Below are 23,699 nucleotides of genomic sequence, written 5' to 3'. Positions count from 1 at the left end.
TACTAATGAAAACCTTCCAATCAATAACGCTCATTTTGCTGCTAGCTTGCATGGTGAGTGCCTGTAAAAAAATTGAAGATCTACAAAAAGATCCGGCCGCCGTTTATGACCCCGCGCCTAAACTTATTTTCACCGGATTATTGATGCGTGCTTCCGATGCGCCTTGGAGCCAAGATCAGCGTCACAATCAATACATGACGCAGAATGAGGCCTATTATGCCGGACAGCCTTATAATTGGACTACCGGATCCTATGAGGACGCATATGGCGCACTCCGCGACGTAAATCGCATGGAAGTGGAGGCGCAAAAGGCCGGTGAACTCGGTGCTGTTTATCTCAGTATGGCTAAATTTTTCAAAGCCTATTTTTTTTGCCGGGCAACGGCCATGTTTGGTGATATACCGATGTCAGAAGCTATTAAAGGAGAGGCTGACAACAACTTTCAGCCCAAATATGATACACAGCAAGCGGTATATGCACAAGTGTTGAACTGGCTAGAGGAGGCTAATACCGAGCTTGAGGCGCACGCGGCGCAGGGCGCTTCGTTAGAAGGCGACTTTTTTTATGACGGGCAAATTGATAAGTGGCGCAAGTTGGTGAATTCGTTTAAATTGAGGGTATTGATGGATTTGAGTAAGCGTGCGGATGATACGCCTGACTTACGTGTAAAAGAACGTTTTGCCGAGCTATTGGCCAATCCATCACAATTTCCGCTTATATTATCCAATCAGGATAATTTTCAGTTACTATACAACACCATCAACATGTATCCTTTATGGCCTTCAGATGGTATCGTCATTAAGCGAGATGCACGTAATACGTTAGGCGCTACATATGTAGATATTCTAAAGGAAAGCAGAGATCCGCGCTTACTAATTCAGGCGCTTCCGGCAGAAGGGCTCCGTGCTGATCCCGATAATCCTTTTACCGCTTTTCAGGGAGGAAAAACCGGTGATCTACAAAGCACACTCTTGAAGCAGGCTACCGAGGGCCAACTTTCGATGATCAATTTTGATTATTGGATAGCTTCCCCTTCCGGTATTCCGGCCATACAGCTCGGAGCCTCAGAAGTTCAATTTGCTTTGGCCGAAGGTGTTAATCGTGGATGGGCGGCAGGCAACGCTGCGGAACATTTTGAATTAGGTATCGAAGAGTCCATGAAATTCTATGGTGTGCCTGCTGATCAAATCAGTACATTCTTAGCGGGCAATCCCTATAAGGGAAATAATGAAGATGGTCTTCGGCAAATTTTAACACAAAAATATGTAGCCTTCTTCGAAAACTCCGGAAAACAGGCCTTCTTTGAACAGAGACGCACAGGAGTTCCAACATTCAGTGTTGGGCCTGCAAACGCAAATAACAATGAAATACCAAAAAGATGGGCTTATCCCACTGCGGAATATAGTACTAACGAAGCGAATTTAAAAGAAGCGCTTCAACGACAATTCAAGGGTTCTGATACCCAGAATGATATCATGTGGTTGATTAAATAGTAAGCAAATTCATTATCTCTTATGAATTATCAAAGAAGAAATTTTTTAAAAGGAGCAGGCTTGTTGTCGGCTTCTTCTTTACTTGCTTTTGCCAATCTAAGCGCTTTTGCCGCTGAGAAAAATAAGAAAAACATAAAACGGGCACTGCGGATTGCGCATCTTACAGATATCCATTTGCTTAACGAAGCTAATCCAAAAGCTGCCTTTGCCAAAGTGTTAAAGGATGTAAATACATTAAGTGATAAGCCGGACTTGATTATTAACACAGGTGATTCACTTATGGACATGAATAATAAAACAAAGGAAGAGGTAACCAACCTTTGGACAGCCTGGGATGAAGTTATTCAATACAATCATCTGCCGGTCAAAAGTTGTATCGGTAATCACGATGTCTGGTACCTTTCTTCGGAGCATGCAGCATACGGGACGTCAAAGGACGATGCGTATTATGGAAAACAATGGGTTAAGCAGAAGTTGGGATTACCTGGTGAATATTATACTTTTGATAAGGGGGGATGGCGATTTATTGCCTTGGATAGTATTCATTATGTAACTGATAAGGGTGGCTATACTTTTGGAGAAGAGCAACTCGAATGGTTAAAAGATCAGTTGTCAAATACACCGAAAGATATGCACGTACTGATTTTTTCGCACGTACCTATTATATCCGTTACTCCCCTACTTTATGCCGCACAACGTAAACCTGCCAAAGAACTCGGCTTCCCAGGGGGGGATCAACACGTGGACGTAATGGACGTAAAAAAAATATTCAAGGAAAGTGGCAAAGTTAAAGTTGCGCTCAGCGGCCATGTACATTATGTAGACCAAGTGGATTATTTGGGTGTCTGTTATTATTGTGGCGGAGCCGTTTCGGGGAATTGGTGGAATGGCGTTTTGGATGATTTCCCGCCCGCATATTCTATATTGGACTTATACGAAGATGGCTCGAGCCGATACGAAACCATTTATTATTAACCGAAACAGATTAACATCAATGTTCCTACGGATTAACATGACTTAGTTCTTTATTCTTAACAAAAAATTAACATAAACATTGTTTATTTATAATAAACAATGTTTATAATTGTCTTATAAATGGAATTGGTTTTTTATCGATTAAAACAATGCAAGCAAAATTTGATCTTATTGTTGTAGGAAGTGGTATTTTGGGAACCTTTCATGCTTACCATGCGCTTCTGAGAGGATTAAAAGTGCTTTTACTCGAGAAGGATAACTACCCTGTAGGCGCAACCGTGCGAAACTTCGGTCAGGCCGTACCTTCCGGGATGGTGGATCAATGGTTTTGGTATGGTGTAAAAGGACTTGAAGTTTATCAAGCACTCCAGAAAGAATTTGATATTTCGGTGCGCAATAATGGAAGTGTTTACATTGCTTCTGATAAAGACGAACAACAACTTATTCACGAACTAAAGACGCATTATGACACTGTAGGATATGCCTGTGATTTGCTGAGCAGTGATCAAGTGCTGAAAAAATACCCGGCTATTCGATCGTCTTACGTGCAAGAAGCGCTGTTTTTTCCTCAAGAAGTAAGTTTAGAACCCGACAAGATGATTCATCGAGTACATGCCTATATGCAATCGCGGTTTGAAAATTTAACACTTAATTATAATGCACCGGTAATTGGTGCCGAGCAATTAAACGAAGGTGTTTGCGTAAGAAGATCGAATGGCACATCTTACTTGGGGGCTAAGTTGGTGATCTGTAATGGCAATGAGTTTAAACTACTCTTTCCGGATATCTTCAGTGCCAGCGGACAAATGGTTAGTAAATTACAGATGCTGCGTACGGTTCCAATGCCGAAAGTTGAATTGGAAGGTAATATTTTGACAGGATTGACCATTAGACGCTATGAAAGTTTTGAAATGTATTGTCCCTCATTTAACCAAATTGGCACGCCCGAGCATTATCTTGAACTTAAAAAATGGGGTATTCATATACTATTCAAAAAGGCAACTGACGGAAGTTTTATTATAGGTGATTCACATGAATATGCCGATTCGAATCAAGTGGATGATTTAGGCTTTCAAATTAGTTCTTACATCAATCGGTTGATGCTTAATGAGGCGCAACGTATTGTCAATTTCGATGTACAACAAATCGCCGGTAGCTGGGCAGGGTATTACCCGCAACACCCTGAGAAGAATATTGTGGAAATAAATGTAACAGATGACATCCACATCCGTACTTGTATTGGAGGAAAGGGCATGACGGCAGGAATAGGTTACACGGAAGCCAGTATTCAGCAACTCTTCGATCATTAGGTACGAATCGTCAATACACAATGGAAAATACAAAGAAAAGTAACGTGACAACCTGGTTGTCGCGCACATCGGATATTGCCTTTATTTTATGGTGTTCCATCGCCGCTTTCGGAGCGTACTTTTGCATGTATGCTTTCCGTAAACCTTTCAATACCGGTCATTACGACGGCTTGCGTCTTTTTGGTATGGACTATAAATCTGTTCTTATCATTGCGCAAGTGTTTGGCTATATGTTGTCCAAGTTTATCGGTATCAAGGTAATTGCCGAGCTAAAAAGCGCCCAACGTGTTTGGCTGATTATTTCACTTATTCTAGCGGCCGGTCTCAGCCTATTGCTGTTTGCCCTTGTTCCCTTTCCATACAATTTTATCTGCTTATTTCTAAACGGGCTCCCTTTAGGGATGATTTGGGGGATTGTTTTTAGCTTTCTAGAGGGGCGACGATTTACGGAATTATTAGGTTTCGGTTTAAACATAAGTATCATCGTGGCATCCGGCGTACTCAAAACGATATACGTTTTTATACAACAACAAATTCACATTAGTGAATTTTGGATGCCTTTTATTGTTGGTGCGCTGTTCTTTCCCTTTTTTCTACTATTTGTATGGATGCTTGCCGTTATTCCCGTACCTAACGAAAAGGACCGACTATTGCGAACGGAAAGAATACCCATGGATAAAGAAACAAGGAAGCATACGATGGCACTTTATGGTGTCGGAGTAGTGACAATCGTTGTCGTATATGCATTTTTAACCGTTATGCGTGATTTCCGTGATAATTTTTCGGTAGAGATCTGGGATGAAATCCAACCAGGCTACGTGGGGACTGTTTTTGCCACCACCGAGATTATCAGTAGTATAGTTGTGATTCTGTCAGTGGGTTTGATTGCCTTTATACGAAATAATCACAAGGGTTTTCTGTGCACACTCATATTAATGGTTTTTGGTGTGCTTTTGAGTGGTACCGGTACACTGCTCTTTCAAATGCATTACTTAAATGCTTACTCTTGGATGATGTTATTAGGAATTGGGCTGTTCCTGGCTTATACACCGGTACAAACAGTCCTATTTGAACGAATTATTGCACTGTTTAAGCTGAAAGCAAATGCTGGTTTTTTTGTATACATCTGCGATTCTGTTGGATATCTCGGAAGTGTAGCGCTTCTTTTATTTAAAGAATTCGGCTTACCGGGTGTGAGGTGGTCATCTATACTAATTTATTTTTCTTACGCCATTACCCCCATTTGCCTAATTCTCCTCCTTGCCATATTTATTTTTTTTACGGATAAGTTAAGGTCGAAAAAAAAACAATCGGTTCATGCTGAAGCGGATATCATACTAAAATAAATCCATCCAAATGAGTGCAACACAAAAGATACAAAGCACTTAGGCGGAAATTGCTCGATATTTTTAGTTTTACATTCAATAACCTACAATGATTAGGTGTCGGATTAATACTAAAACAACAGCTAAAACAATGTTTAAAAAAATTGTAAAAAAAACGAGTGTGCTTGCATTCGTAAGTGCTTGTCTTGCCTGCTCATCACCTGCAAAGAAAGAGCCGAAAACAGCCAAACTTACACTAGAACCGGGTTTTTCGGCTACTGTTATTGCAGACTCTTTAGGCGCGGCGCGTCACATTGCGGTCAGTCAGCAAGGCGATGTATACGTTAAATTGAATAATTTAAAAGATGGAAAGGGAATCTATTGTTTGTCAGACACGGATCGTGACGGGACGATCGACAAAACAGTCGCTTTTGGTGATTATACCGGCACAGGTATTTTAGTCGATCAAAAATATCTGTATGCATCATCTAACACAACTGTATATCGATATAAGCTCGATCAAAATCAGCAGGTGACTGATGTGGACCACCCTGAGGTTATAGTTAAAGGGTTGGTTGCGCATGCCATTGATGGTGCAAAACCGCTGGTGATTGATAAGGAACGGAATTTATATGTAGCAGTTGCCTCCTATTCAGATGCCTGTGCAGACGAAACAAAAGACGGGAAATCTTGTCCTTTACTAGATTCCGTAGCAGGTATTTGGCGATTTGACGCCGATAAGTTAAATCAGGAGTACAGCGATGGTGAACAGTATGCAACGGGATTAAAGGGGGTGATGGGATTTGCATGGAACGATGTATCCAATTCACTTTATGCCTTACAGCATGGCCGGGGCAATTTTCATGAAAAGTTTCCGCAATATTTTGATGCAACCTATTCGGCTACCTATCCCGCTGAAACGTTATATGAGCTAAAAAAAGGGGCTGATGCGGGCTGGCCCTATATTTACTACGATCATATTCGGCATAAAAAATTACTGGCTCCCGAATTTGGAGGGGATGGTAAAAAAGAAGGTGATAGTAAGTACTTGGAGCCCGCCCTGGCATTTCCAGCACACCTGGGGCCAAATGCGATGCTCTTCTATACAGGGACTATGTTTCCTGAGAAATATAGGAACGGCGCTTTTATTGCTTTTCATAATCAATCGCCGGAACTGCATAAGGGTTTCTGTGTCGCCTTCGTGCCTTTCAAGAATGGTAAGCCGACAGGGAATTGGGAGATTTTTGCGGACGATTTTGCAGGAATCGACTTGAAAAATCCGACGGGCCCCAGTCAACATAAACCGTGCGGATTGGCTCAGGGTCCGGATGGAGCTTTGTATGTAAGCGATGACCTGCAGGGAACCATCTATAAAATTACTTATAACGCTAAAGGATAACAACTACTTTTTCTGCTGAACGCTTTAGTTTCGATTTAACACACAAATGAAAGTGTTTATATTAAAGGAACGATTTTTTTAATCAACTTTTTCTTGGCAAAAAGTTGAACAAAACCCAAGGCTGTGTAGGCTACCTTGCAACTGATGGCAAAGCATCAACGGCACGTATTGGAGCCGTTTCACTTCCTCAATCCGCTTGGATACTGCACAATGAGCAGGAGTGCAAATGCTTTGCTGCTCGTTGCTGCGGTATCCTCCAAGGCCGCTTTTCCCACGCACAAGGCTATATTTAGGGCTGAAGATGTAATACATTGGTTAAAAGTAAAAGCCCTCGTTCTGCCAAAATATCGCCTAGGAAATTTGCGGTTTGCACGTTGATGCACTGCCGTTGTAGCAAAGTTCCAAGCGATGAGTTTTTGCGTCACTTTTTGCGGAAAAAAGTGACTAAAGAAAACGTTCTTTTTTTAAAGCGATTTCCCCATGTGGATACCTCATTTTTTCACTGTTTGGTATACTGTTTACTATACAATATCGACACACCTACACTAGGATTCCTTTTATTTCGTATTAAGCTCCAAAGGGGGCGTAATGCAGAAGAAGAATAGAAGAAAGAGAATAATAACTATAGCCAAGGAAAGTGTTGATGCTTATCGTAACAGAAAGCAGTTAATTTTATCATTAGCCAGTCTACTTCTTATTGGAGGAGTGATTTATACGTACCTGATGGCGCGTGTAACGCTTGGCAATAAAACTGAAGTGAAACAAGTGATAACAAGTAAAAGTGCCTTGTTGCAATTAGAAGATAGTTTATCGCTGACCAATAAACAACTTTTACAATTAAATACGCAGGTTGAAGAGCAACTACGTGCTGAACGAAGTGAATTACGGCCTATTAATGAAAATGGGGCCAATAAAGTTTCAAAGACCAACAAGCAGCTTATCATTAGAAAAATAGAAGCGATCTTAAAATATTTGAAAACTCCACTTAACCAATTTAACCAATTACCGGCGTATTTCATCAATAACGCTTCTTTAGAACAACAGATTAGATCGTATAATGAAGAGTTGGCTAAGCTACAGCAGGTGTATAAAGAAAAATCGAAATACGATACCTCTTATTTTATCCCAATTGAACGTTCGCGAGATGATCTTATTAACAAACTGGACACTGAAAAAAGGGAGCTCCTTAAGCCAAATAGAGTCCCACAGCGTAAAAGGTTCTATACGCGGCAACCTTCTGAAAAACTCATCGCCCTTTTCAATAGCCGGGATTCAATCACGGAGATTTATTCAGATCAGCTTGAGCGATATCAAAAAAAATTAAGTCAAACACAAGTAAGTGATTTAATGGATTCATTGGTAGCACCTCAGATTCAAACGGTGCAACCCGCCGAGATCTCTCGGTACATATTACTTCCCAACAGTGCATTGAAATGGTTATGGGTTGTTTTGTTGCTTGCTGTTTTTGTAGGGATCATACCCTTTTTTATTGGCTTTTTTAGAAGGTATAAATCCCCCATTGTAAAGCGGCTCGAAGACCTTGACATCTCGCTTCGAACAGAAAGCAGTAAGCTGGAGCTAAATAAAAATGTAAATCAAGAGCTTGTTGCCTTTAACTACGGAGAACTCATTCAAGAAGTTGAACGTTTAGCAAAAAAGCCAAGTCTTATTGTCTTTAACTCTGTTGAGGCAGAAAAAGAACAATATATAATAAGTGTACAACTTGGAGCTTTATTGGCGAAGCTTGGAAATGAAGTGCTTCATATAAATCTCTCAAATCAATTTGATCGACAATATATGGATAACGTATATACATACGATTTTATTGAGTTTATTGGCAACGCTGAGCGTATAAAGAATCAGCTTTGTCAAACGATGGAGAAGAAAACGGAAGGCCCGGTACTGGTTAATATTGTTAAAACGTTTCGAACGGGCGACGTGAAAGGTGAATCCGGCTTGAATGACTACGGGAGCTTGCAGCATTTTTTTGCGAAGGCAGGGTTAAAAGAAATACTCTTAACGCTTAAGCAACACTTTAATTATGTTATCATTGGTACGCCTGATTTTTTAGCGCTTGACTCCTCTTTATTGGCTGTTCCTCAAAAAGAAATAAACGTTTATGTCTTCAAAGCAGGAATCACACAAAGAAAATCAGCAAACATGTTGTGTAAACTAAGTGAGTCCGAATCGACAGCAACGATTCATGTATTAGACTTTTCAGAAAAAACGATTCAACAAATCTCGCCAAATTTGCTGGCTAAAACGAAGCAAATAAAAACCTTAGCATAAATGAGTAGAATGTCTATACAACACCGTGCAAATATAAAAGCTAATACGGTGATTCGCGGATTGCGATCTTGTTGATTTAAGGTTCGGATGGATTGTTAATACGCTCGAATTTGCGGCAGGAAATATTCCGGTATGGGTGTGTTTTTCTTGTAAATTTCTTCGGGGGCGTCCAGAATCCAGTGTTGGTGGGAAAAATATCTCCAGGAAGTTGCCGCTAAATCAACGGTGGGATCAATAAATGGGTAATAGGGGCTACCATTTACGGAAACCATACTTTGCGCAAATACCGAAACTACTTGTCCTCTTTGCTTATATTCCTTTGCTAAGCGCTGGGCGAATTGCCAAATAGCATCCGGGGCTGTACTGACAAGGTGTAGTTGATGGGGCATTACGTATTCGTTTAACCGAATCTGTTCTTTCTTACCGGTTTCTTTATTAACAACGTAAAATGTGATCTGCCCGGATTTTCGTCTGAGCATCATACGCCATGCCAGGCGATGGCCTTCTTCCGTCCAGAGTACGTCACCTGCTATTAGGTGATGGCGCAACGGTAAATAGAGTTGCCAGAGTACATAAGAAGCCAATAGAAGCAATAAATATTTGCTCAAAGGGCGGGGAGGAGATGAAACGACACGATATGGATTATTCGTCAAATATTGTCCAAATCGCTTTCGAATTAATTCAGGTGGAAAACAAAATATAGCTAATGCTAAAGCAAAATAAGGGAAGATACCGATGTGTAAAGTGATTGAATTGAAAATATGAAATAGCAGTGCGGCGATAAATGCAATAGTACGTGTAGGTTTCCATAATAGAAGGGGTATTACCAGTAGATCAAAGCCAATGCCAAGCCAGGATAATAGTCGTGCAAAATTTTCAGAAGAAAGTAGGTCGGCGAAATGACTCCAGGAAAAATGTGTACGGTACCAAGTTGACGAATCGGAAAGTCGTAAATGCAAATATTGTCCATTGTACCAACCGGGATATAACTTTGCAATACCGGCAAAAGTGTATACAATCAATAATTGAGTAACAAATAAATAGCGTTGCCAATTAAACATGCTTTGCTGACCTTTTGTACGTCCTCGTCTAACATCCAGTGAAAGTGCGCGATTCGCCGGCATAAAAACCATAAACCATGCAATGAGCATCACTAAATAGTAATGATTGTTGTAGTTTGATTTTTGCATGAAATAAACCAACGACCAACCCAAACTAAACAGGAGAATGCTGACCCGATAACGGTAACCGATTGCGATACAGAGCCCAGATAATCCGAGTACCACAAATAAAAGGTACATGATATCTCCTAATAAAAATTGGGTCCATTCGAAACCAAAAAAGGGGAATGTAAAATTAGGGTCGACGAAGGTTTCCTTTACCCAGCCCGTTACAATAGCCCCCCAACATTCCAGCAAAGCCAAGAGCCCAAAAAATATCCTAAAAAGAATGAGTTGGATATGGTCGATCTTTTTAAAAAGCCAAGGCATCTGCATGGTATCTTCTGTAACCAAACTTACATAACAGATATTAAGTTTGCAAAATTTGCGGCATAGGTTTTCAGGTCATTGCTTTAAAAAAACACAACCATACTGATTGACACTGTATATTGCTTAAAAACAGCCATAAGGTTGCTGTTGAGTTAGAATATGTTCATTAAATACCTATTTTTGGAGGATAACCGTATACGGACTTAACATGAAAAGAAGAAGCCTTTTAAAAGGATTGTCCCTGGCCGGACTGGTTGGTATATATAAACCTTCAACCTTACTTGCTCGTACTGAAATAAATAACGATACAGCGTCGATCAATGGCTCACGCGATCGGGCTTATTGGGTCTCGTTAATGGATAAGATAGCGAGTCCGGTACTTGACAATATGAGTAAAGGCCTGTTACGAAAAAATATGGATATGCGGGTCAGTCCGATATGGGATAACCGCGATATAGGAGTCGGATATTTAGAAGCTTTAGGTCGTTTAGCTGTTGGTATGGGGCCCTGGCTTGCTTTAGAGGAGGTGAATGCCAATGAAAAAGTAATCCAATCACGATTAAAGAAGCAATTGCAGGATAGTATTGCAAAGGGAGTTGATCCGAAAAGCGCAGATTACCTAAGTTGGGACAAAGGATCTCAACCCCTAGTGGATGCTGCTTTTTTAGCACAGGCTTTCGTGAAGGCCCCGAAGGTATTGTGGGAACCGCTAAGCGACGGTACTAAGCAACAATTAATCCACGAATTTAAGCAGCTTCGACGCATAAAGCCTTACGAAAGTAATTGGTTGCTCTTTGCCGCTATGATAGAAAGCTTTCTTTTGGAAATAGGTGAAAATGTGGAGGAAAAAAGAATTGATTATGCTATTGAGAAGATCGTGACTTGGTACAAGGGAGATGGATGGTATAGTGATGGAGCGGTTTTTAGTTTCGATTATTATAATAGTTATGTTATTCAACCCATGCTGGTGGATATTTTACGAGTGAATGTGAAACAGGGGCGCCGTACACGGGACGAATTTGATCGGGCGTATAAACGCATGCAACGATATGCCGAATTTTTGGAGCGCATGATTTCACCGGAAGGAACGTATCCGATCTTCGGAAGATCGGCAACCTATCGTACGGCCATTTTTCAGCCTTTGGCGCAACTGGCCTTAGAAGATGCCCTGCCTGATTGGATTACACCTGCACAAGTTAGGAGTGCAATAACAGCCGTGAAGAGGCGGGTGTTTATTCCGGAGAGCTTTACAAAGGATGGTTGGCTAACTTTAGGGATTATCGGGGATAGGCAAAGTGGTTTGGCAGACAGTTATAGTAATACGGGAAGTATGTATTTAACATCATTATCTTTCTTGCCCCTAGGCTTGCCTGAAAAACATCCTTTTTGGTCGGACCCTTTTCAAGAATGGACCATGTTAAAAGCATGGAAAGGAGAGCCTTTTAGAAAGGATTACCACGTAGATTTTTAAGACTAAAATAGGTGTTAAAATGTTTTAGCAGAATGTTAAAATATGTTAAAACCCCAAAAAAAGTTTTGCGATGTACCTGCTCCTTATTATCTTTGTGTCATCATAATTTAGGTTTATAATTGGTTAGTAAAGGTCTTCAATCTCCCCGGTTGGAGACCTTTCGTTTTAGCTAATTGTTAAGTTATACTATCCTTTTGAACAAACCCTCATGTTTAGTAAGCAACCGTGAAGCGTTGTTTAATATGTTGCGGATTTAAAGCTTCGTCAACAATGGCTACGGCCAGATCGTCTACCGTTATCCAACTTCTTCCAGCTTCATCAGCAACAGGATAATCAGTACCGGTTCGATAAGTACCTTTTCGTTCTCTCGGTAGGCCATGGTGCATTTCAGGTGCAGGGCTTATAAATGTCCAGTCGATATCTTGTTCTTGTTTTAGGATGTTTAAGTAATCACGGGCGGCCTGAGCGCCGGGTTTCCACTCAGCCGGAAATTCGGGTGTATCAACGATCTGTAAACCCTCAGCAGCATATAGGCTGCCTGCACCTCCAATTACCAGTAATCTCTTTACGCCAGCTTTTTTTACGCCTTCTTGAATAGCTTTTGAGCCGGTTAAGAAATCATTGTACAAGTTTGGATTTGTCCAGCCGGCATTATAAGAACTGATCACAAGGTCGAAACCTTGGATGGCTTTTACAAAATTTTCTGTATCAAGTACATCAACCTGGGTGATGTGCAGCTTTTCATCCTGTGTATTTAATTTAGAAGGATCTCTCAGCAAGACGGTTACCTCTTGCCCTCTATTTAATAACTCGTTTAAAATAGTTTCGCCAACAAATCCCGTGGCGCCAATTAATGCAATTTTCATTTTATTCGTTTTAAGTTTACGTTATAAGCTTTAACAGCTTGTTTTATATAGATTTTGATGCTTAATTAATTATGCAAAATTTTCCAACCGGCGTGCCAATTATAATGGTTTTTTATTCCCAGTTGCATTAACAGAATCTGCATATTTTCCAATGTTCTACTTTTGCTCAAATTTCCGGCAATCACCGGCCTAAAACCAACTTCTTTCACCAGTGCTTCCGTCTGGCTTAAAGCGGCCTCATCGTCACCCGCTAAAAAGCAATCAGCCACGTGATTTGAAAATACAGGCTGACCAAAATTGGCTGCAAAGGTGGTATTAAATGCCTTCACGACTTTCGAATAGGGTAAAAGAGCTTGCAGTTCTTCCGCTGCACTGGTATGCTCGGGCAAAAGTGATCCCTGAAAATCAGGTGTTATCGGATTTGAGATGCTGATAACGATCTTTCCCGTAGTCACCGGTGCGATTTTGGCCGCCAAATCCTTCTCTGCGCTATAAGGAACCGCCAAAACAATGATATCAGCTTCCCAACTGGCATCGACGGGACATAAAATCCAGTCGCTATCCACTTCTTGATTTATCTTTTTCAATTGATGATATAAATCTTGAAGCTTGGCCTGGTTTGTTCCCATTAGTAATAAACGATAAGAACTCCCTGCCAAGCTCTTCGCTAAGGCAGAGCCCATTTGTCCGGTGGCTCCAACAATAGCAATCGTTTGTTTTGTATTCATATTTCCTTCGTTTTGTACTACAAAGGTAGAGACAAATGGAGCCCTATTCTGTTGATATGAAATAAGAAATAGGATTGATATAGATCAAGAGGAGGTATAAGGTTTAGGGTGTAGGGTTAAGGTATCGAGACTTCGTGTCTTATGTCCACTGTCTTGATACGAACAATTACTATTAACTATTTCCCTATTTTACAACTTAACTTTTCTTCAGTAATTGTTTTCTAACCCGACTTAAGGTTTCAGGAGTCATGCCAAGAAAGGAAGCCAGCATATGTTGAGGTACTCGTTGGCCGATATGGGGATTTTCGGCAATAAAGCCCAGGTATCGCTCTTCTGCCTGTGTAGTAAGTGTACAGGCAATTCGACGTTGCATGCTGATTAGACTATTCTGCATCAGGATACGCATATAGCGTTCCATTGTCGGAATCGCTTGTAACATCTCTTCCATCGCCGGTTGCGTAATAAGCAAAACTTCTGCTTCCTCTAATACATCAATATCGTAGCTAGCGGGAGTACCCGTTAAAAAACTGTAGCTGTCACTAATCCACCAGCCTTCCGGCGCAAATTGAACGATATGCTCGTTCCCTTTGTCGTCCACCTGATAAGATCGCAACATGCCCTTTTCTACAAATACGATGTATTTGCATGGATCTCCTTGTTGGAGTACATACTGTTTTCTGCGGTATTTTTTTGGAATGAAAAAAGTTTTTAATTGTTCCATTTCCGCTTCCTGAAGCGAAATTTTTCTGTTAATGTGTTCAAATAAAATCTCGAACATAGCGTTATCGGAAAACCGAAGCAATATATTAAAATTCGGTGAAGAACTTTCTTATATTTAAGCCATATTTAAGGAAATACATAATTACAAAAGGAATGAAGAAAGTCAGCACTGTTTTACTACTCTTAATAATCAGTTTAGCGGTTTCGTCTAATCTACAGGCCCAAAGCATTTTTGACAAAGTTAAAAAGGCAGTAGAGCAGCAGAAAAATGCGGATAGTAGCACCACGAATAAATCAACGAGCAGCAATAATAGCGCGGTGGAGAAACTAAGTAGCACTGATGTTTCGGGTGCATTAAAGCAAGCGCTTAATATAGGTGTCGAAGAAGGTATAAAAAAATTAGGAGCCGAAGATGGTTTTTATAAGAATAATCTGGTAAAGATTTTACTACCTGAAAAACTACAAAAAGTAGAATCCACTTTACGAATGATGGGTATGGGAAGCTTGGCTGATCAGGGAATTAAACTATTGAATAGAGCGGCCGAAGATGCCGTGACTGAAGGCGTGCCTATTTTTGCTAATGCGATTACATCCATGACTTTTGATGATGCAAAGAAGATTCTTTTAGGTACGGATACAGCGGCCACCAGCTATTTAAAGGGAAAAACATCTGCACAATTGTATCAGGCTTTTGAACCAAAGGTTGAAAATTCGTTAGGAAAGGTGGGTGCCGATAAAGTATGGAATCAAATCATTACCAAATATAACAGCATCACTAAACAAAATGTTACCCCTGATTTGAATCAGTATGTAACGGAAGAAACGCTTAATGGTGTATTTAAAATGGTTGCCGAAAAGGAAAAAGGTGTGCGCGATAATGCGGCGTTCAGAAGTACGTCCTTGTTGAAGAAGGTGTTTGGTGCACTGGATTAACCCATTTCCTGCTTCTTTGCAAGCCTATAAACTATGGTCTAAACAACCGTTTAAGAAGGCAACAAACAGGGGGAGCGACTGTGAAATTCTTTTCAGTGCTTGTTTTGGCGTATATCCAAAATGCTTTTTATAGGTACTGATAAAATGGGATACGCTGCGGTAGCCCAATATGGAGGACATCTCATTTACAGAATAATCTTCGAGTAGCATTTTTTCAGCTTGTTGCATACGTAAATGGATGACATAAGCGTAAATGGTTGTCCCATATAGATTTTTGAAACCCTGCTTCAATTTAAGCTCGTTCAACGAGAACATCCGGGAAAGTTGTTTGATAGTAGGCGGATTGTCGAAATGTGTGGTTAGGTATGCCTTGACTTTTTCAAGCGTTGTATATAACGTGTTTTCTAATCCTTTATAAGTAGTATCCAGTTGAGTATGTTCTACGTAGGATAGAAATAAAAGCTCTTTCAGTTTTAGCTCTATAAAATAACGTTGATGTAAACCGTCATAAGTTGATCGAAACAACTCTTGCAATATTTTCAGAACCGGGAGGCTAATGGCACAAATTTCGTCATTCGAACCGCTTTCATCCCTCTTCAACACACGTTGCACGAGGGAATCTTTAGCCGCCCAGTGTTCTTTTTCTACGAGTTTGCGAAAAAAGTCGCTCGATAGGTAAATGGCGACATAATTTACCTCATTCCCTCCCCGCATGTCAAAGTTGCGATGATAGTCTTTAAAATAGTTCCTTCGCATTATCCCTATATCAAGGTCGCACGAGGAGTCTTGTAAAGGCTCCATCATGCGCGATTTCCCGTTCAAGAAGAAGCTAAGTTGAATATGCTCGCCCTCAACAATAAATTGATCAGTAACTTTTTTCCGAATCGAAAAATAGGTTTCCAGCATCAGAAAGCCTGAGCTGTAGCGAGATTTACTTTGGATATCGGCGCGTTCACTTGTTTCATTGACTTGGCTTTCTGTTACTAACTCTTCCTGATTGTAAGCATTATCCAGCCTTATATCACAAACTACGGTTTCTGACTCTATTAATTTAGAATAAATATACATAATTCTTTTTGCGCTATTTTTATTCCGTTTTCCGTCATCCAATCTCTTACGACCTCTCTATTTTTGAGCGAAATTATTTAAAATAAGTCTAAATACCAATTCCGATACAGGAATATGAAATGGTAAAGATGCTCAACCAAATCAAAGATTAAGGATATACGTGAAAAGATTTTTATTTTACCTTTCGTTTTTTTTCTTCTTTTTCCAAGCGGCACGAGCGCAAGAGCCAAGTGCTCTCTTGTCGGGCCATGTAAAAGATAAAAACGGTCGACCCATAGCGCAGGCCGGTATTTATGTAAAGTATACCAAATTCGATACCATAACAAGCGAAGATGGCTCATATTTTTTGCATCTATATCCGGGCGATTATGAGATCACCTGTTCGGCTTTAGGCTATGAAACGCAATCGATCAAAATTCATGTTGGAAAAGGAAAACAACAAAATCTATCTTTTACCTTAAAACCTGATGCGCGGATGGCACTCAACGAAGTGGAGGTTATTGGAAAATCAGCCATCAAAGAAGTGCGAGAAACTCCTTACAACGTGGTGGCACTAGATGCGAAGTCTTTATATAATTCAACCCTCGATTTAGGTCATATGTTAGATAGGGCTTCGGGGGTTAAAATACGAGAAACCGGCGGTACCGGCTCCAATATGTCGGTTTTCCTCAATGGATTCACCGGGCGACACGTGAAGCTGTTTATGGACGGTGTGCCGATGGAGGGTTTTGGCTCTGCTTTTCAATTGAATAATATTCCCGTTAATATTGCCGATCGTATTGAGGTGTATAAAGGGGTAGTACCGATTGAATTTGGAGCAGATGCTATGGGCGGTGTCATTAACATTGTCACCAATCAAAGTGCAAACAGCTATTTAGATGCGTCCTATTCCTACGGCTCTTTTAATACACATAAATCGAATATTAGTTTAGGGCATACCACACCTAAAGGCCTCACATTCCAACTGAATGCTTTTCAGAATTACTCGGATAACGATTATCGGGTTTTTACGACGGTGCAATATCCCAACGGTAACCAAGAGGACCAATGGGTACGCCGCTTTCATGATACCTATCATAATGAAACCATTATGGCGAAGATCGGCTTTGTGAAGAAACCCTGGGCCGATCGCTTATTGTTGGGTTTAACATTAGGGCAGGAGCACGCGGATATCCAGCATGCCAATATTATGAAAATTGTCTATGGACAAAAGGAGCGAAGGGCATCGACCATACTGCCATCTTTGACCTATGAGAAAAAAGATCTGTTTGTTGACGGGTTGAACCTACGCCTGACAGCAAATTACAACAGTAATTACAATCGAAATATAGATACCGCTGCTCGTCAATATAATTGGTTGGGCAACTCGTGGACAAAATCTTCAAAAGGAGAGTCGGGTGTGCATACACTAGGCGAGTTCCGTAACAAAAATGCCTCGGCTACGGCCAATTTAAGTTATCGCATCAATGAGATGCACTCCTTCTCGGTTAGCGATGTAATAGCTGGTTATAAAAGGCAAAACACAGATGAGGTGGCTATTCTTGATCCGATATCGGCAGCCGATACGATTAAAAGGGAGAACCGAAAAAATATCTTTGGTGCTTCTTACCGCTTTAGTTATAAACGCAGATGGGTAACCTCAGTTTTTATGAAGCATTACACCCAAAACATTACCGGGCCGGTTGATACCTCCAGGACTTCAGGTACTTCTTCTTACGCTCGTTTTGATAAAGCTTATCATACTACCGGATACGGTATTGCCAGTACTTATTTTTTACATAAACACTTGCAGTTGAAAGTGTCCTGGGAAAAAGCCTACCGCTTGCCTACCGAGAACGAGTTGTTTGGCGATGGGGTGCTGGAGACGGGAAATGCTTCGTTACGGGCAGAGAATTCGTATAACTATAATCTGGGTTTGACGTTCAATAAGCAACTCACGAGTGATCATAATCTGTATGTAGATGTAGCAGGTTATTATCGGGATATTAATGATTATATCCGTCGGTTAATTGATCAGCGCTTGGGAGGGGCGGCTTACAGCAACCACGGCAAAGTGCGTAACGTTGGTGTAGACACCGAGCTTCGTTATTATTATCGAGACATTTTTTCGCTTGGCGGAAATGTAACCTATCAGAATATGCGCAATAAAGAACAATTGGTTTCCGAAAATAGCACACAGCTAAGTAATGTTTATGACGATCGGGTACCGAATGTGCCTTATTTCTTTGGAAATGCTGACGCTGCTTATTTTATTCGTGATTTTTGCGGCAAGGGTAATGTGCTTTCCTTAGGCTACAGCCTAAACTTCATTGGCCAGTTTTACCTGCATTGGGAAAGCCAGGGCGATCGTAATACGAAGCTCGAACTACCTCAACAACTTTCGCACGACTTTAATATGAGCTATATGATGAAGAACGGACGCTACAATATCGCATTTGAAGCACGCAATTTCACCAATGAAATGCTTTATGATAACTATAGCTTACAGAAACCGGGCAGAAGTTTTGCGCTCAAGTTGCGCTATTTCTTAGTGAAAAGACATTAACAGAAATATATACACTCAATTTTCATGAACATGATTCAATTCAACACCTTTAAAAAAAATAGTTGGTTGCTTGGTCTGGCGGTGTTTGGCCTTACAGCTTGCAGTAAAAGTGATGGTCCCGATACCGGGGGCGGTGATTTTAATGGCCAAAAGTATTTTATTGCTGCTACAACCGGTACAGCGACCTATTTGTTAACAGCGGATGATTTAACCAACCATAGTGATACCATTACTACTACAGGTAATGGTGTGGAGCTGCTCACGACTTATACCACTTGGGTAAATTATGGTACAAAGGCCACCGTTGGTCTTTATTATGCGCAGGGGAATCCGGGCGTTGGCGTTACCTATGGTTTAGCATCGGATGGTTCCTTGGCACCTGTTGGGAATGAATTTTTGATTAATTCGCGGTTTACTACTTATGGGACATATGACCATTATGTGTTAACAGGCGTAAGTGGACAGACTTTAGATGATGGTAGTATTGGTTCTACTTTCAACTTTATCGATATGAACAATCGCAGTCAACTCACCCAAAAATCCATCAATACAACCAATTTTACAGGAAATGGAGATATAGCCACTTTTTCGGGCATTGTTGATTTAGGAAACGGTGAGTTCTTAACAGGGGTAGTAGCTTCGGGGCTGAAAGAAGAAGGTTCAGGTGGAGGAAGTAGCACTGGCAAGGTAAACTTCCCGGACAGCGTTTGGGTGGCGGCGCTGGATGCCGATTTGAATGTAAAGCGAATTTATCGGGATGATCGTTTAAGTTACAGTTCCGGAAGATTTAAATCCCAATACTATTCACAAATAGCCAAAGATGGAGAGGGGAATGTATATGTGTTCTCCGGTTCTTATGATGGTACAACAACCAAACCGGCTGGCGCTTTACGCATTAATCGGGGTGCCGAAACATTTGATCAGGATTATTATTTCAATATCCAAGAAAAGTCCGGTGGTTATCGCTTTAGAAAAGTATGGCATATTACAGAGGATTACTATTTACTCGAATTCTACAATAGTGTTCAATACGATACCAATACGCCTGCAACGCAATATGCGATCGTAAAAATGGGAGATCGATCCTTCACCTGGTTAACCAATGGTTTCCCATCGAAAGATCAAATAACAGCCACAGGTCTTCCTTTTGCCGATGGAGGCAAGTTGTATTTTCCGGTGACAACCGATACAACGGCTCCTACCATTTATGTGATTGATCCAACGACAGCCAGCGCAACGGCTGGTCTAGTAATACAGGCAGAATCTGTCAATTCGGTAACAAAATTAACACTTTAATAGCTTTTGTCGGACATCTCCGGTATTCGTTTTCAACGAATACCGGAGATCACTTTTACCTTAACCATTGAGCTATGATTGCTAAACAAAGGACTGGACAGAAAAAATACACCCTGCGAAAATTTATTGGTGATATTCATTTATGGTTGGGTATCGCTAGTGGATTGATACTGTTTATAGTATGTCTTACGGGTACGATTTATACCTTCAAGGATGAAATAACCCGCTTTTTGAATAGGGAGGTTTACCACGTCGTACCGAAGGCCGGGCAACAACTGATCCCGGTAGATCAGTTGATTGCACAGATTTCGAGGGAAACCAAGTCGCGTGTTACCGCCGTGACCATACCGAACAATCCGCAAGAAGCCTGGACCTTTGCAACTCAACCGGTCAAAATAAAAAAAGAATTAGCGAAAAAGCCCAGGCAGGACAGAAAAGAAGGTAAAAGTGGCGAGGGCAAGGCCGGTGGACATGGCCGCAATAGAGGTACCAACTATCTCGTGAACCCTTACACCGGCGAAATACAGGGGACAACACAACATGCATCATCCCAATTCTTTTTGATAATGATGCAAGCGCATCGCTGGTTACTCATTGAGGGAGGAGTTGGTAAAATGATTGTTGGAGTTGCTACGTTGATTTTTCTGATACTCGAAATTTCCGGATTGGTATTATGGGCTCCTGCTAAATGGAAGCAGATGAAAAAATGGAAAATGTGGAAATCGGGATTTACCATTAAAACTTCCAATTGGAAACGATTTAATCACGATTTGCACAATACCTTAGGTTTCTATTCATTTATCCTATTAACCATTATGGCATTGACGGGCCTTTGTTGGTCTTTTGAATGGTATCGTGATGGGGTAAGCAATGTAATGGGTGCAAAGGTTTTCGGTGGAAGGAATGAAAAATTCCCGGGGTCCGAGCTTAAGGGGCAAAACCGGCGGTCTTTGGAAATAGCGGATTATATAGCTTTGGCTAATGCGCAACTCTCCTATAAAGGAGACGTTCGGATTAGCTTACCGGCAGATGAGGCTGCTTCGGCTGTAGTTTATAAGAACAAAACCGGTTTTTTTGCGCCTGCTGCGACGGATAAAGTAGTGATTGATCAATATAGCGGTGAATTAATTAAAGTCGATCGATTTGGTGATAAACCACTGAACGAACGCATCGTTGCTTCCATTAAACCTTTGCATCTTGGAGATATCTACGGCACTTTTTCCAAAATTCTTTATTTTATCGGTTGCTTAATAGCTACCAGTTTGCCTGTAACCGGTACGATTATCTGGATCAATAAGCTTAAAAAGAAATCAAAAAAGACAAGTGCGAAGAGGAACCTTGGCCAACCAGTTGAATTTAAGGCGCGTGTTCGTGATATGCGCATAGAAATAGAAGAATAGATCGGAGTGATGGAAAGGAGGGGAGCCTAAACGACTATTATATGCTGTCTGGAACAAACAGAACATATTTAAAGTTGTTGTAGAATGAAATATACCATACATACATTATTTGTGTTTTCTTTCTTAATGATGAATTTGCAGGCAAAGGAGAACGATAGTCTTTTAATTGTTGGGAAAAAGAATAAAATTGTTTCCCGGCAATTGAAAGAAGAACGATCTATTTGGATTCATTTGCCGGAAAACTACCACGATAAACGCGCAATCAATCATCATTATCCCGTAATTTACGTGTTGGATGCCGAACTGAATTTTTTAACCGTAACCGGAGTACAGGCCGCCTTACATCGCGGAGGCCGTAGCCGTAAACCCGATGCCATTATTGTTGGGATTGAAAATACCGATCGTACCCGGGACTTGACGCCGACACCGGCAGTTAGCGAGCGTGGACATGCCACTTTAACAAATAGCGGTGGTGGAGAACGCTTTGTCTCCTTTCTTGAAAAAGAACTGCTTCCCTTGGTGGATAGCCAATTTCGTACGAGCAAAAGACGCGTTCTCATCGGCCATTCTTTTGGCGGGTTAACAACCATCAATATCTTTCTAAAACACACCCAATTATTTTCCGATTATTTAGCTATCGATCCAAGTTTATGGTGGGATGATTCCAAATTGTTGACAGAAGCAAAGGAGATTCTGCAAAGATCGCAATTTGATCACGTTGGTTTATTCGTCGCCAGCGCCGGAATGGAAAAAAACATAAATCCAAACCATGAAAAACGCTTGTCATTGCCTGATATGCTCAAAGAAACGACACAACCAACCTTACGATGGCATTATAGGCGTTTTGATGAAGAGAACCATGGGAGTGTAGTGTTACCCGCACTATTTTATGGTTTACGCTTCCTTTATCAGGATAACTATCAGCCCTAGTCTCTTAAGCGTCTAATTTCTTTATGCCAATTTTTTGTGCACTATAGATTCCATTATGTCCACTGAAAAAATAAGCCGTATAACAAGCGATGGCGAAGTAGAGTACATATTCTCCTCCGAACAGCTCAACGCCCATAATAGTACAAGCTAGGGGAGTATTGGTGGCACCGGCAAAAACGGCCAGAAAACCTAAGGCAGCAAAAAGACTGACGGGTGCATCTAATAACGTTGATAAGGTATTTCCCAAGGTTGCTCCAATATAGAATAGCGGTGTCACTTCGCCACCTTTAAAGCCGCTGCTTAGGGTGACGCTGGTATAAATGGTTTTCCACAGCCAACTCCAGGTATCAGCCCCGCCAGCTTGGAAAGCGGATGGGATGGTAATCGCGCCATTATATTCCGCATCAACACCTAAGCTCAAATAATCGGGTTTACCTAAAATAAATGTTAAGAGAATGATCGTTAGCCCACCCACCATAGGCACAATCCATGTTTTAGAAAAAACGCTAAGGAAAAGATGCTTCATCCTATGGACCATTTGCGCAAATAATAAACTGGCTAAGCCAAAGGCAATTGAGGCGATTACAACTTTTATTAACAGCAAAGGGTTCAACGAGAAATAGGCGTCAAAATAATTTGGAATATCAATTGCATCGATCCGGTAACTCGTATGATGGACCTGCCATGCCGAAACGGTAAGGTCGCCGATAAGGCTTGCCACTAAGCAGGGAAAAACGGCTTGGTATTGAATGCGTCCGATGGTTAACACTTCGAGCGCAAAGATGGCACCGGTTAGTGGTGTACCAAATACGGCACCAAAACCTGCAGCTACACCAGCGGTCAATAGAATACCAGTTTCTTTGTCGTTTAAACCAAACCATTTGCTAAAGGCTTGCGCAATACTTCCTCCAATTTGTACAGCCGTACCCTCTCTGCCGGCAGACCCTCCGAAGAGGTGGGTAACAACTGTGCTCAATAAAACCAAAGGTGCCATACGTTTCGGAATACCTCCTCCCGGTTCGTGAATTTCGTCGATAATTAAATTATTACCCCGTTCGGCATTTTTTCCGTACAGTTTATAAGCAAAATGGATAAGCAAACCTGCTAGGGGGAGGAAATAAAGTAACCAAGGATGCTCGAAACGAAAATGGATGCAAAGATGAAGCAACCAAAGAAACAGGGCAACCATGCTCCCTATCGCGATAGACACAGGGAGGATAATAAGGGTCCACCGCAGTAGATTTTTCAAAACGCGAACCTGTTCAAGCAAGAAAATTTTATCTATCATGGTATACAAAGCTATGTGTCTACAAAATAGGCTCTAATAGACCGCATATAAGTGTCTATCGCATTCCTTTTATTTTAGTAGACGCCATCAGCTTTTTTAAGGCGGTTCAGTCGGAAGGCATCATTTCCGTTTCGCAAAAATAGCAAAATATACGGTATTTAACAATCAGTGAA

18 protein-coding genes and 1 riboswitch are annotated in these 23,699 nt (G+C 41.1%); of the genes, 12 read left to right on the top strand and 6 right to left on the bottom strand.

Going from position 1 to position 23,699, the window contains the following annotated elements; genetic code table 11:
- Window positions 1-5 precede the first annotated feature (5 nt).
- From ACH11B_RS00600 to ACH11B_RS00575, 6 genes are all read left to right on the top strand, one after another.
- The gene (locus tag ACH11B_RS00600) at window positions 6-1,493 is read left to right on the top strand and encodes a SusD/RagB family nutrient-binding outer membrane lipoprotein (protein ID WP_377610264.1); all 1,488 of its coding nucleotides are present in this window, start codon (window positions 6-8) and stop codon (window positions 1,491-1,493) included.
- Window positions 1,494-1,514: 21 nt separating this feature from the next.
- Window positions 1,515-2,468, top strand: a complete 954-nt coding sequence (locus ACH11B_RS00595; protein WP_130857998.1) for a metallophosphoesterase — start codon at window positions 1,515-1,517, stop codon at window positions 2,466-2,468.
- A gap of 149 nt (window positions 2,469-2,617) precedes the next feature.
- Window positions 2,618-3,778, top strand: coding sequence for a TIGR03364 family FAD-dependent oxidoreductase (locus tag ACH11B_RS00590; RefSeq protein WP_377610262.1), 1,161 nt, complete (start codon window positions 2,618-2,620; stop codon window positions 3,776-3,778).
- A 20-nt stretch (window positions 3,779-3,798) separates the two neighbouring features.
- Complete coding sequence (locus tag ACH11B_RS00585; RefSeq protein WP_130858000.1) at window positions 3,799-5,124, top strand: DUF5690 family protein; 1,326 nt, start codon at window positions 3,799-3,801, stop codon at window positions 5,122-5,124.
- A gap of 130 nt (window positions 5,125-5,254) precedes the next feature.
- On the top strand, window positions 5,255-6,502 hold the full coding sequence (locus ACH11B_RS00580; RefSeq protein ID WP_242627382.1) for a sorbosone dehydrogenase family protein: 1,248 nt from the start codon (window positions 5,255-5,257) through the stop codon (window positions 6,500-6,502).
- Window positions 6,503-7,090: 588 nt separating this feature from the next.
- Window positions 7,091-8,791, top strand: a complete 1,701-nt coding sequence (locus ACH11B_RS00575; protein WP_130858003.1) for a hypothetical protein — start codon at window positions 7,091-7,093, stop codon at window positions 8,789-8,791.
- A 95-nt stretch (window positions 8,792-8,886) separates the two neighbouring features.
- Here the strand turns inward: ACH11B_RS00575 and ACH11B_RS00570 are convergent, their stop codons facing one another.
- Complete coding sequence (locus tag ACH11B_RS00570; RefSeq protein WP_207303802.1) at window positions 8,887-10,305, bottom strand: HTTM domain-containing protein; 1,419 nt, start codon at window positions 10,303-10,305, stop codon at window positions 8,887-8,889.
- A 184-nt stretch (window positions 10,306-10,489) separates the two neighbouring features.
- Between ACH11B_RS00570 and ACH11B_RS00565 the strand changes: the two genes are divergently transcribed.
- Window positions 10,490-11,752, top strand: coding sequence for a DUF2264 domain-containing protein (locus tag ACH11B_RS00565; RefSeq protein ID WP_377610259.1), 1,263 nt, complete (start codon window positions 10,490-10,492; stop codon window positions 11,750-11,752).
- 212 nt (window positions 11,753-11,964) lie between these two features.
- Here the strand turns inward: ACH11B_RS00565 and ACH11B_RS00560 are convergent, their stop codons facing one another.
- The 3 genes from ACH11B_RS00560 to ACH11B_RS00550 all read right to left on the bottom strand — a co-directional run bounded on the left by ACH11B_RS00560 (window position 11,965) and on the right by ACH11B_RS00550 (window position 14,124).
- Window positions 11,965-12,618, bottom strand: coding sequence for an NAD(P)-dependent oxidoreductase (locus ACH11B_RS00560; RefSeq protein ID WP_013663504.1), 654 nt, complete (start codon window positions 12,616-12,618; stop codon window positions 11,965-11,967).
- A 65-nt stretch (window positions 12,619-12,683) separates the two neighbouring features.
- Window positions 12,684-13,346: an NADPH-dependent F420 reductase gene (locus tag ACH11B_RS00555; protein WP_130858005.1), complete on the bottom strand. Its 663-nt coding sequence runs from the start codon at window positions 13,344-13,346 to the stop codon at window positions 12,684-12,686.
- Between the two features lie 196 nt (window positions 13,347-13,542).
- Window positions 13,543-14,124 (bottom strand): Crp/Fnr family transcriptional regulator, encoded by a 582-nt coding sequence (locus ACH11B_RS00550; RefSeq protein WP_377610256.1) that lies wholly within the window; start codon window positions 14,122-14,124, stop codon window positions 13,543-13,545.
- Window positions 14,125-14,219: 95 nt separating this feature from the next.
- Here ACH11B_RS00550 and ACH11B_RS00545 point away from each other — a divergent pair, with 95 nt between their 5' ends.
- Window positions 14,220-14,999: a DUF4197 domain-containing protein gene (locus ACH11B_RS00545; RefSeq protein WP_377610254.1), complete on the top strand. Its 780-nt coding sequence runs from the start codon at window positions 14,220-14,222 to the stop codon at window positions 14,997-14,999.
- A gap of 24 nt (window positions 15,000-15,023) precedes the next feature.
- Here the strand turns inward: ACH11B_RS00545 and ACH11B_RS00540 are convergent, their stop codons facing one another.
- Window positions 15,024-16,067: a helix-turn-helix transcriptional regulator gene (locus ACH11B_RS00540; RefSeq protein ID WP_130858008.1), complete on the bottom strand. Its 1,044-nt coding sequence runs from the start codon at window positions 16,065-16,067 to the stop codon at window positions 15,024-15,026.
- Window positions 16,068-16,227: 160 nt separating this feature from the next.
- Between ACH11B_RS00540 and ACH11B_RS00535 the strand changes: the two genes are divergently transcribed.
- From ACH11B_RS00535 to ACH11B_RS00520, 4 genes are all read left to right on the top strand, one after another.
- Window positions 16,228-18,612 (top strand): TonB-dependent receptor domain-containing protein, encoded by a 2,385-nt coding sequence (locus tag ACH11B_RS00535; protein ID WP_377610252.1) that lies wholly within the window; start codon window positions 16,228-16,230, stop codon window positions 18,610-18,612.
- Between the two features lie 24 nt (window positions 18,613-18,636).
- Window positions 18,637-19,908 (top strand): DUF4374 domain-containing protein, encoded by a 1,272-nt coding sequence (locus ACH11B_RS00530; protein ID WP_377610250.1) that lies wholly within the window; start codon window positions 18,637-18,639, stop codon window positions 19,906-19,908.
- A 74-nt stretch (window positions 19,909-19,982) separates the two neighbouring features.
- On the top strand, window positions 19,983-21,308 hold the full coding sequence (locus tag ACH11B_RS00525; RefSeq protein WP_377610248.1) for a PepSY-associated TM helix domain-containing protein: 1,326 nt from the start codon (window positions 19,983-19,985) through the stop codon (window positions 21,306-21,308).
- Window positions 21,309-21,392: 84 nt separating this feature from the next.
- Window positions 21,393-22,238, top strand: coding sequence for an alpha/beta hydrolase (locus ACH11B_RS00520; RefSeq protein WP_377610246.1), 846 nt, complete (start codon window positions 21,393-21,395; stop codon window positions 22,236-22,238).
- Between the two features lie 4 nt (window positions 22,239-22,242).
- Here ACH11B_RS00520 and ACH11B_RS00515 read toward each other — a convergent pair whose 3' ends face one another.
- Window positions 22,243-23,526, bottom strand: a complete 1,284-nt coding sequence (locus ACH11B_RS00515) for a voltage-gated chloride channel family protein (protein ID WP_149106258.1) — start codon at window positions 23,524-23,526, stop codon at window positions 22,243-22,245.
- A gap of 71 nt (window positions 23,527-23,597) precedes the next feature.
- A riboswitch (Fluoride riboswitch) is annotated at window positions 23,598-23,663 on the bottom strand.
- Window positions 23,664-23,699: the final 36 nt, after the last annotated feature.

It is taken from the genome of Olivibacter sp. EAT-5, assembly GCF_044784325.1.
Lineage (GTDB): Bacteria > Bacteroidota > Bacteroidia > Sphingobacteriales > Sphingobacteriaceae > Olivibacter > Olivibacter oleidegradans.
Note: the sequence above shows the minus strand (reverse complement) of the source record. Positions and strands in the feature narration are given on the sequence as shown.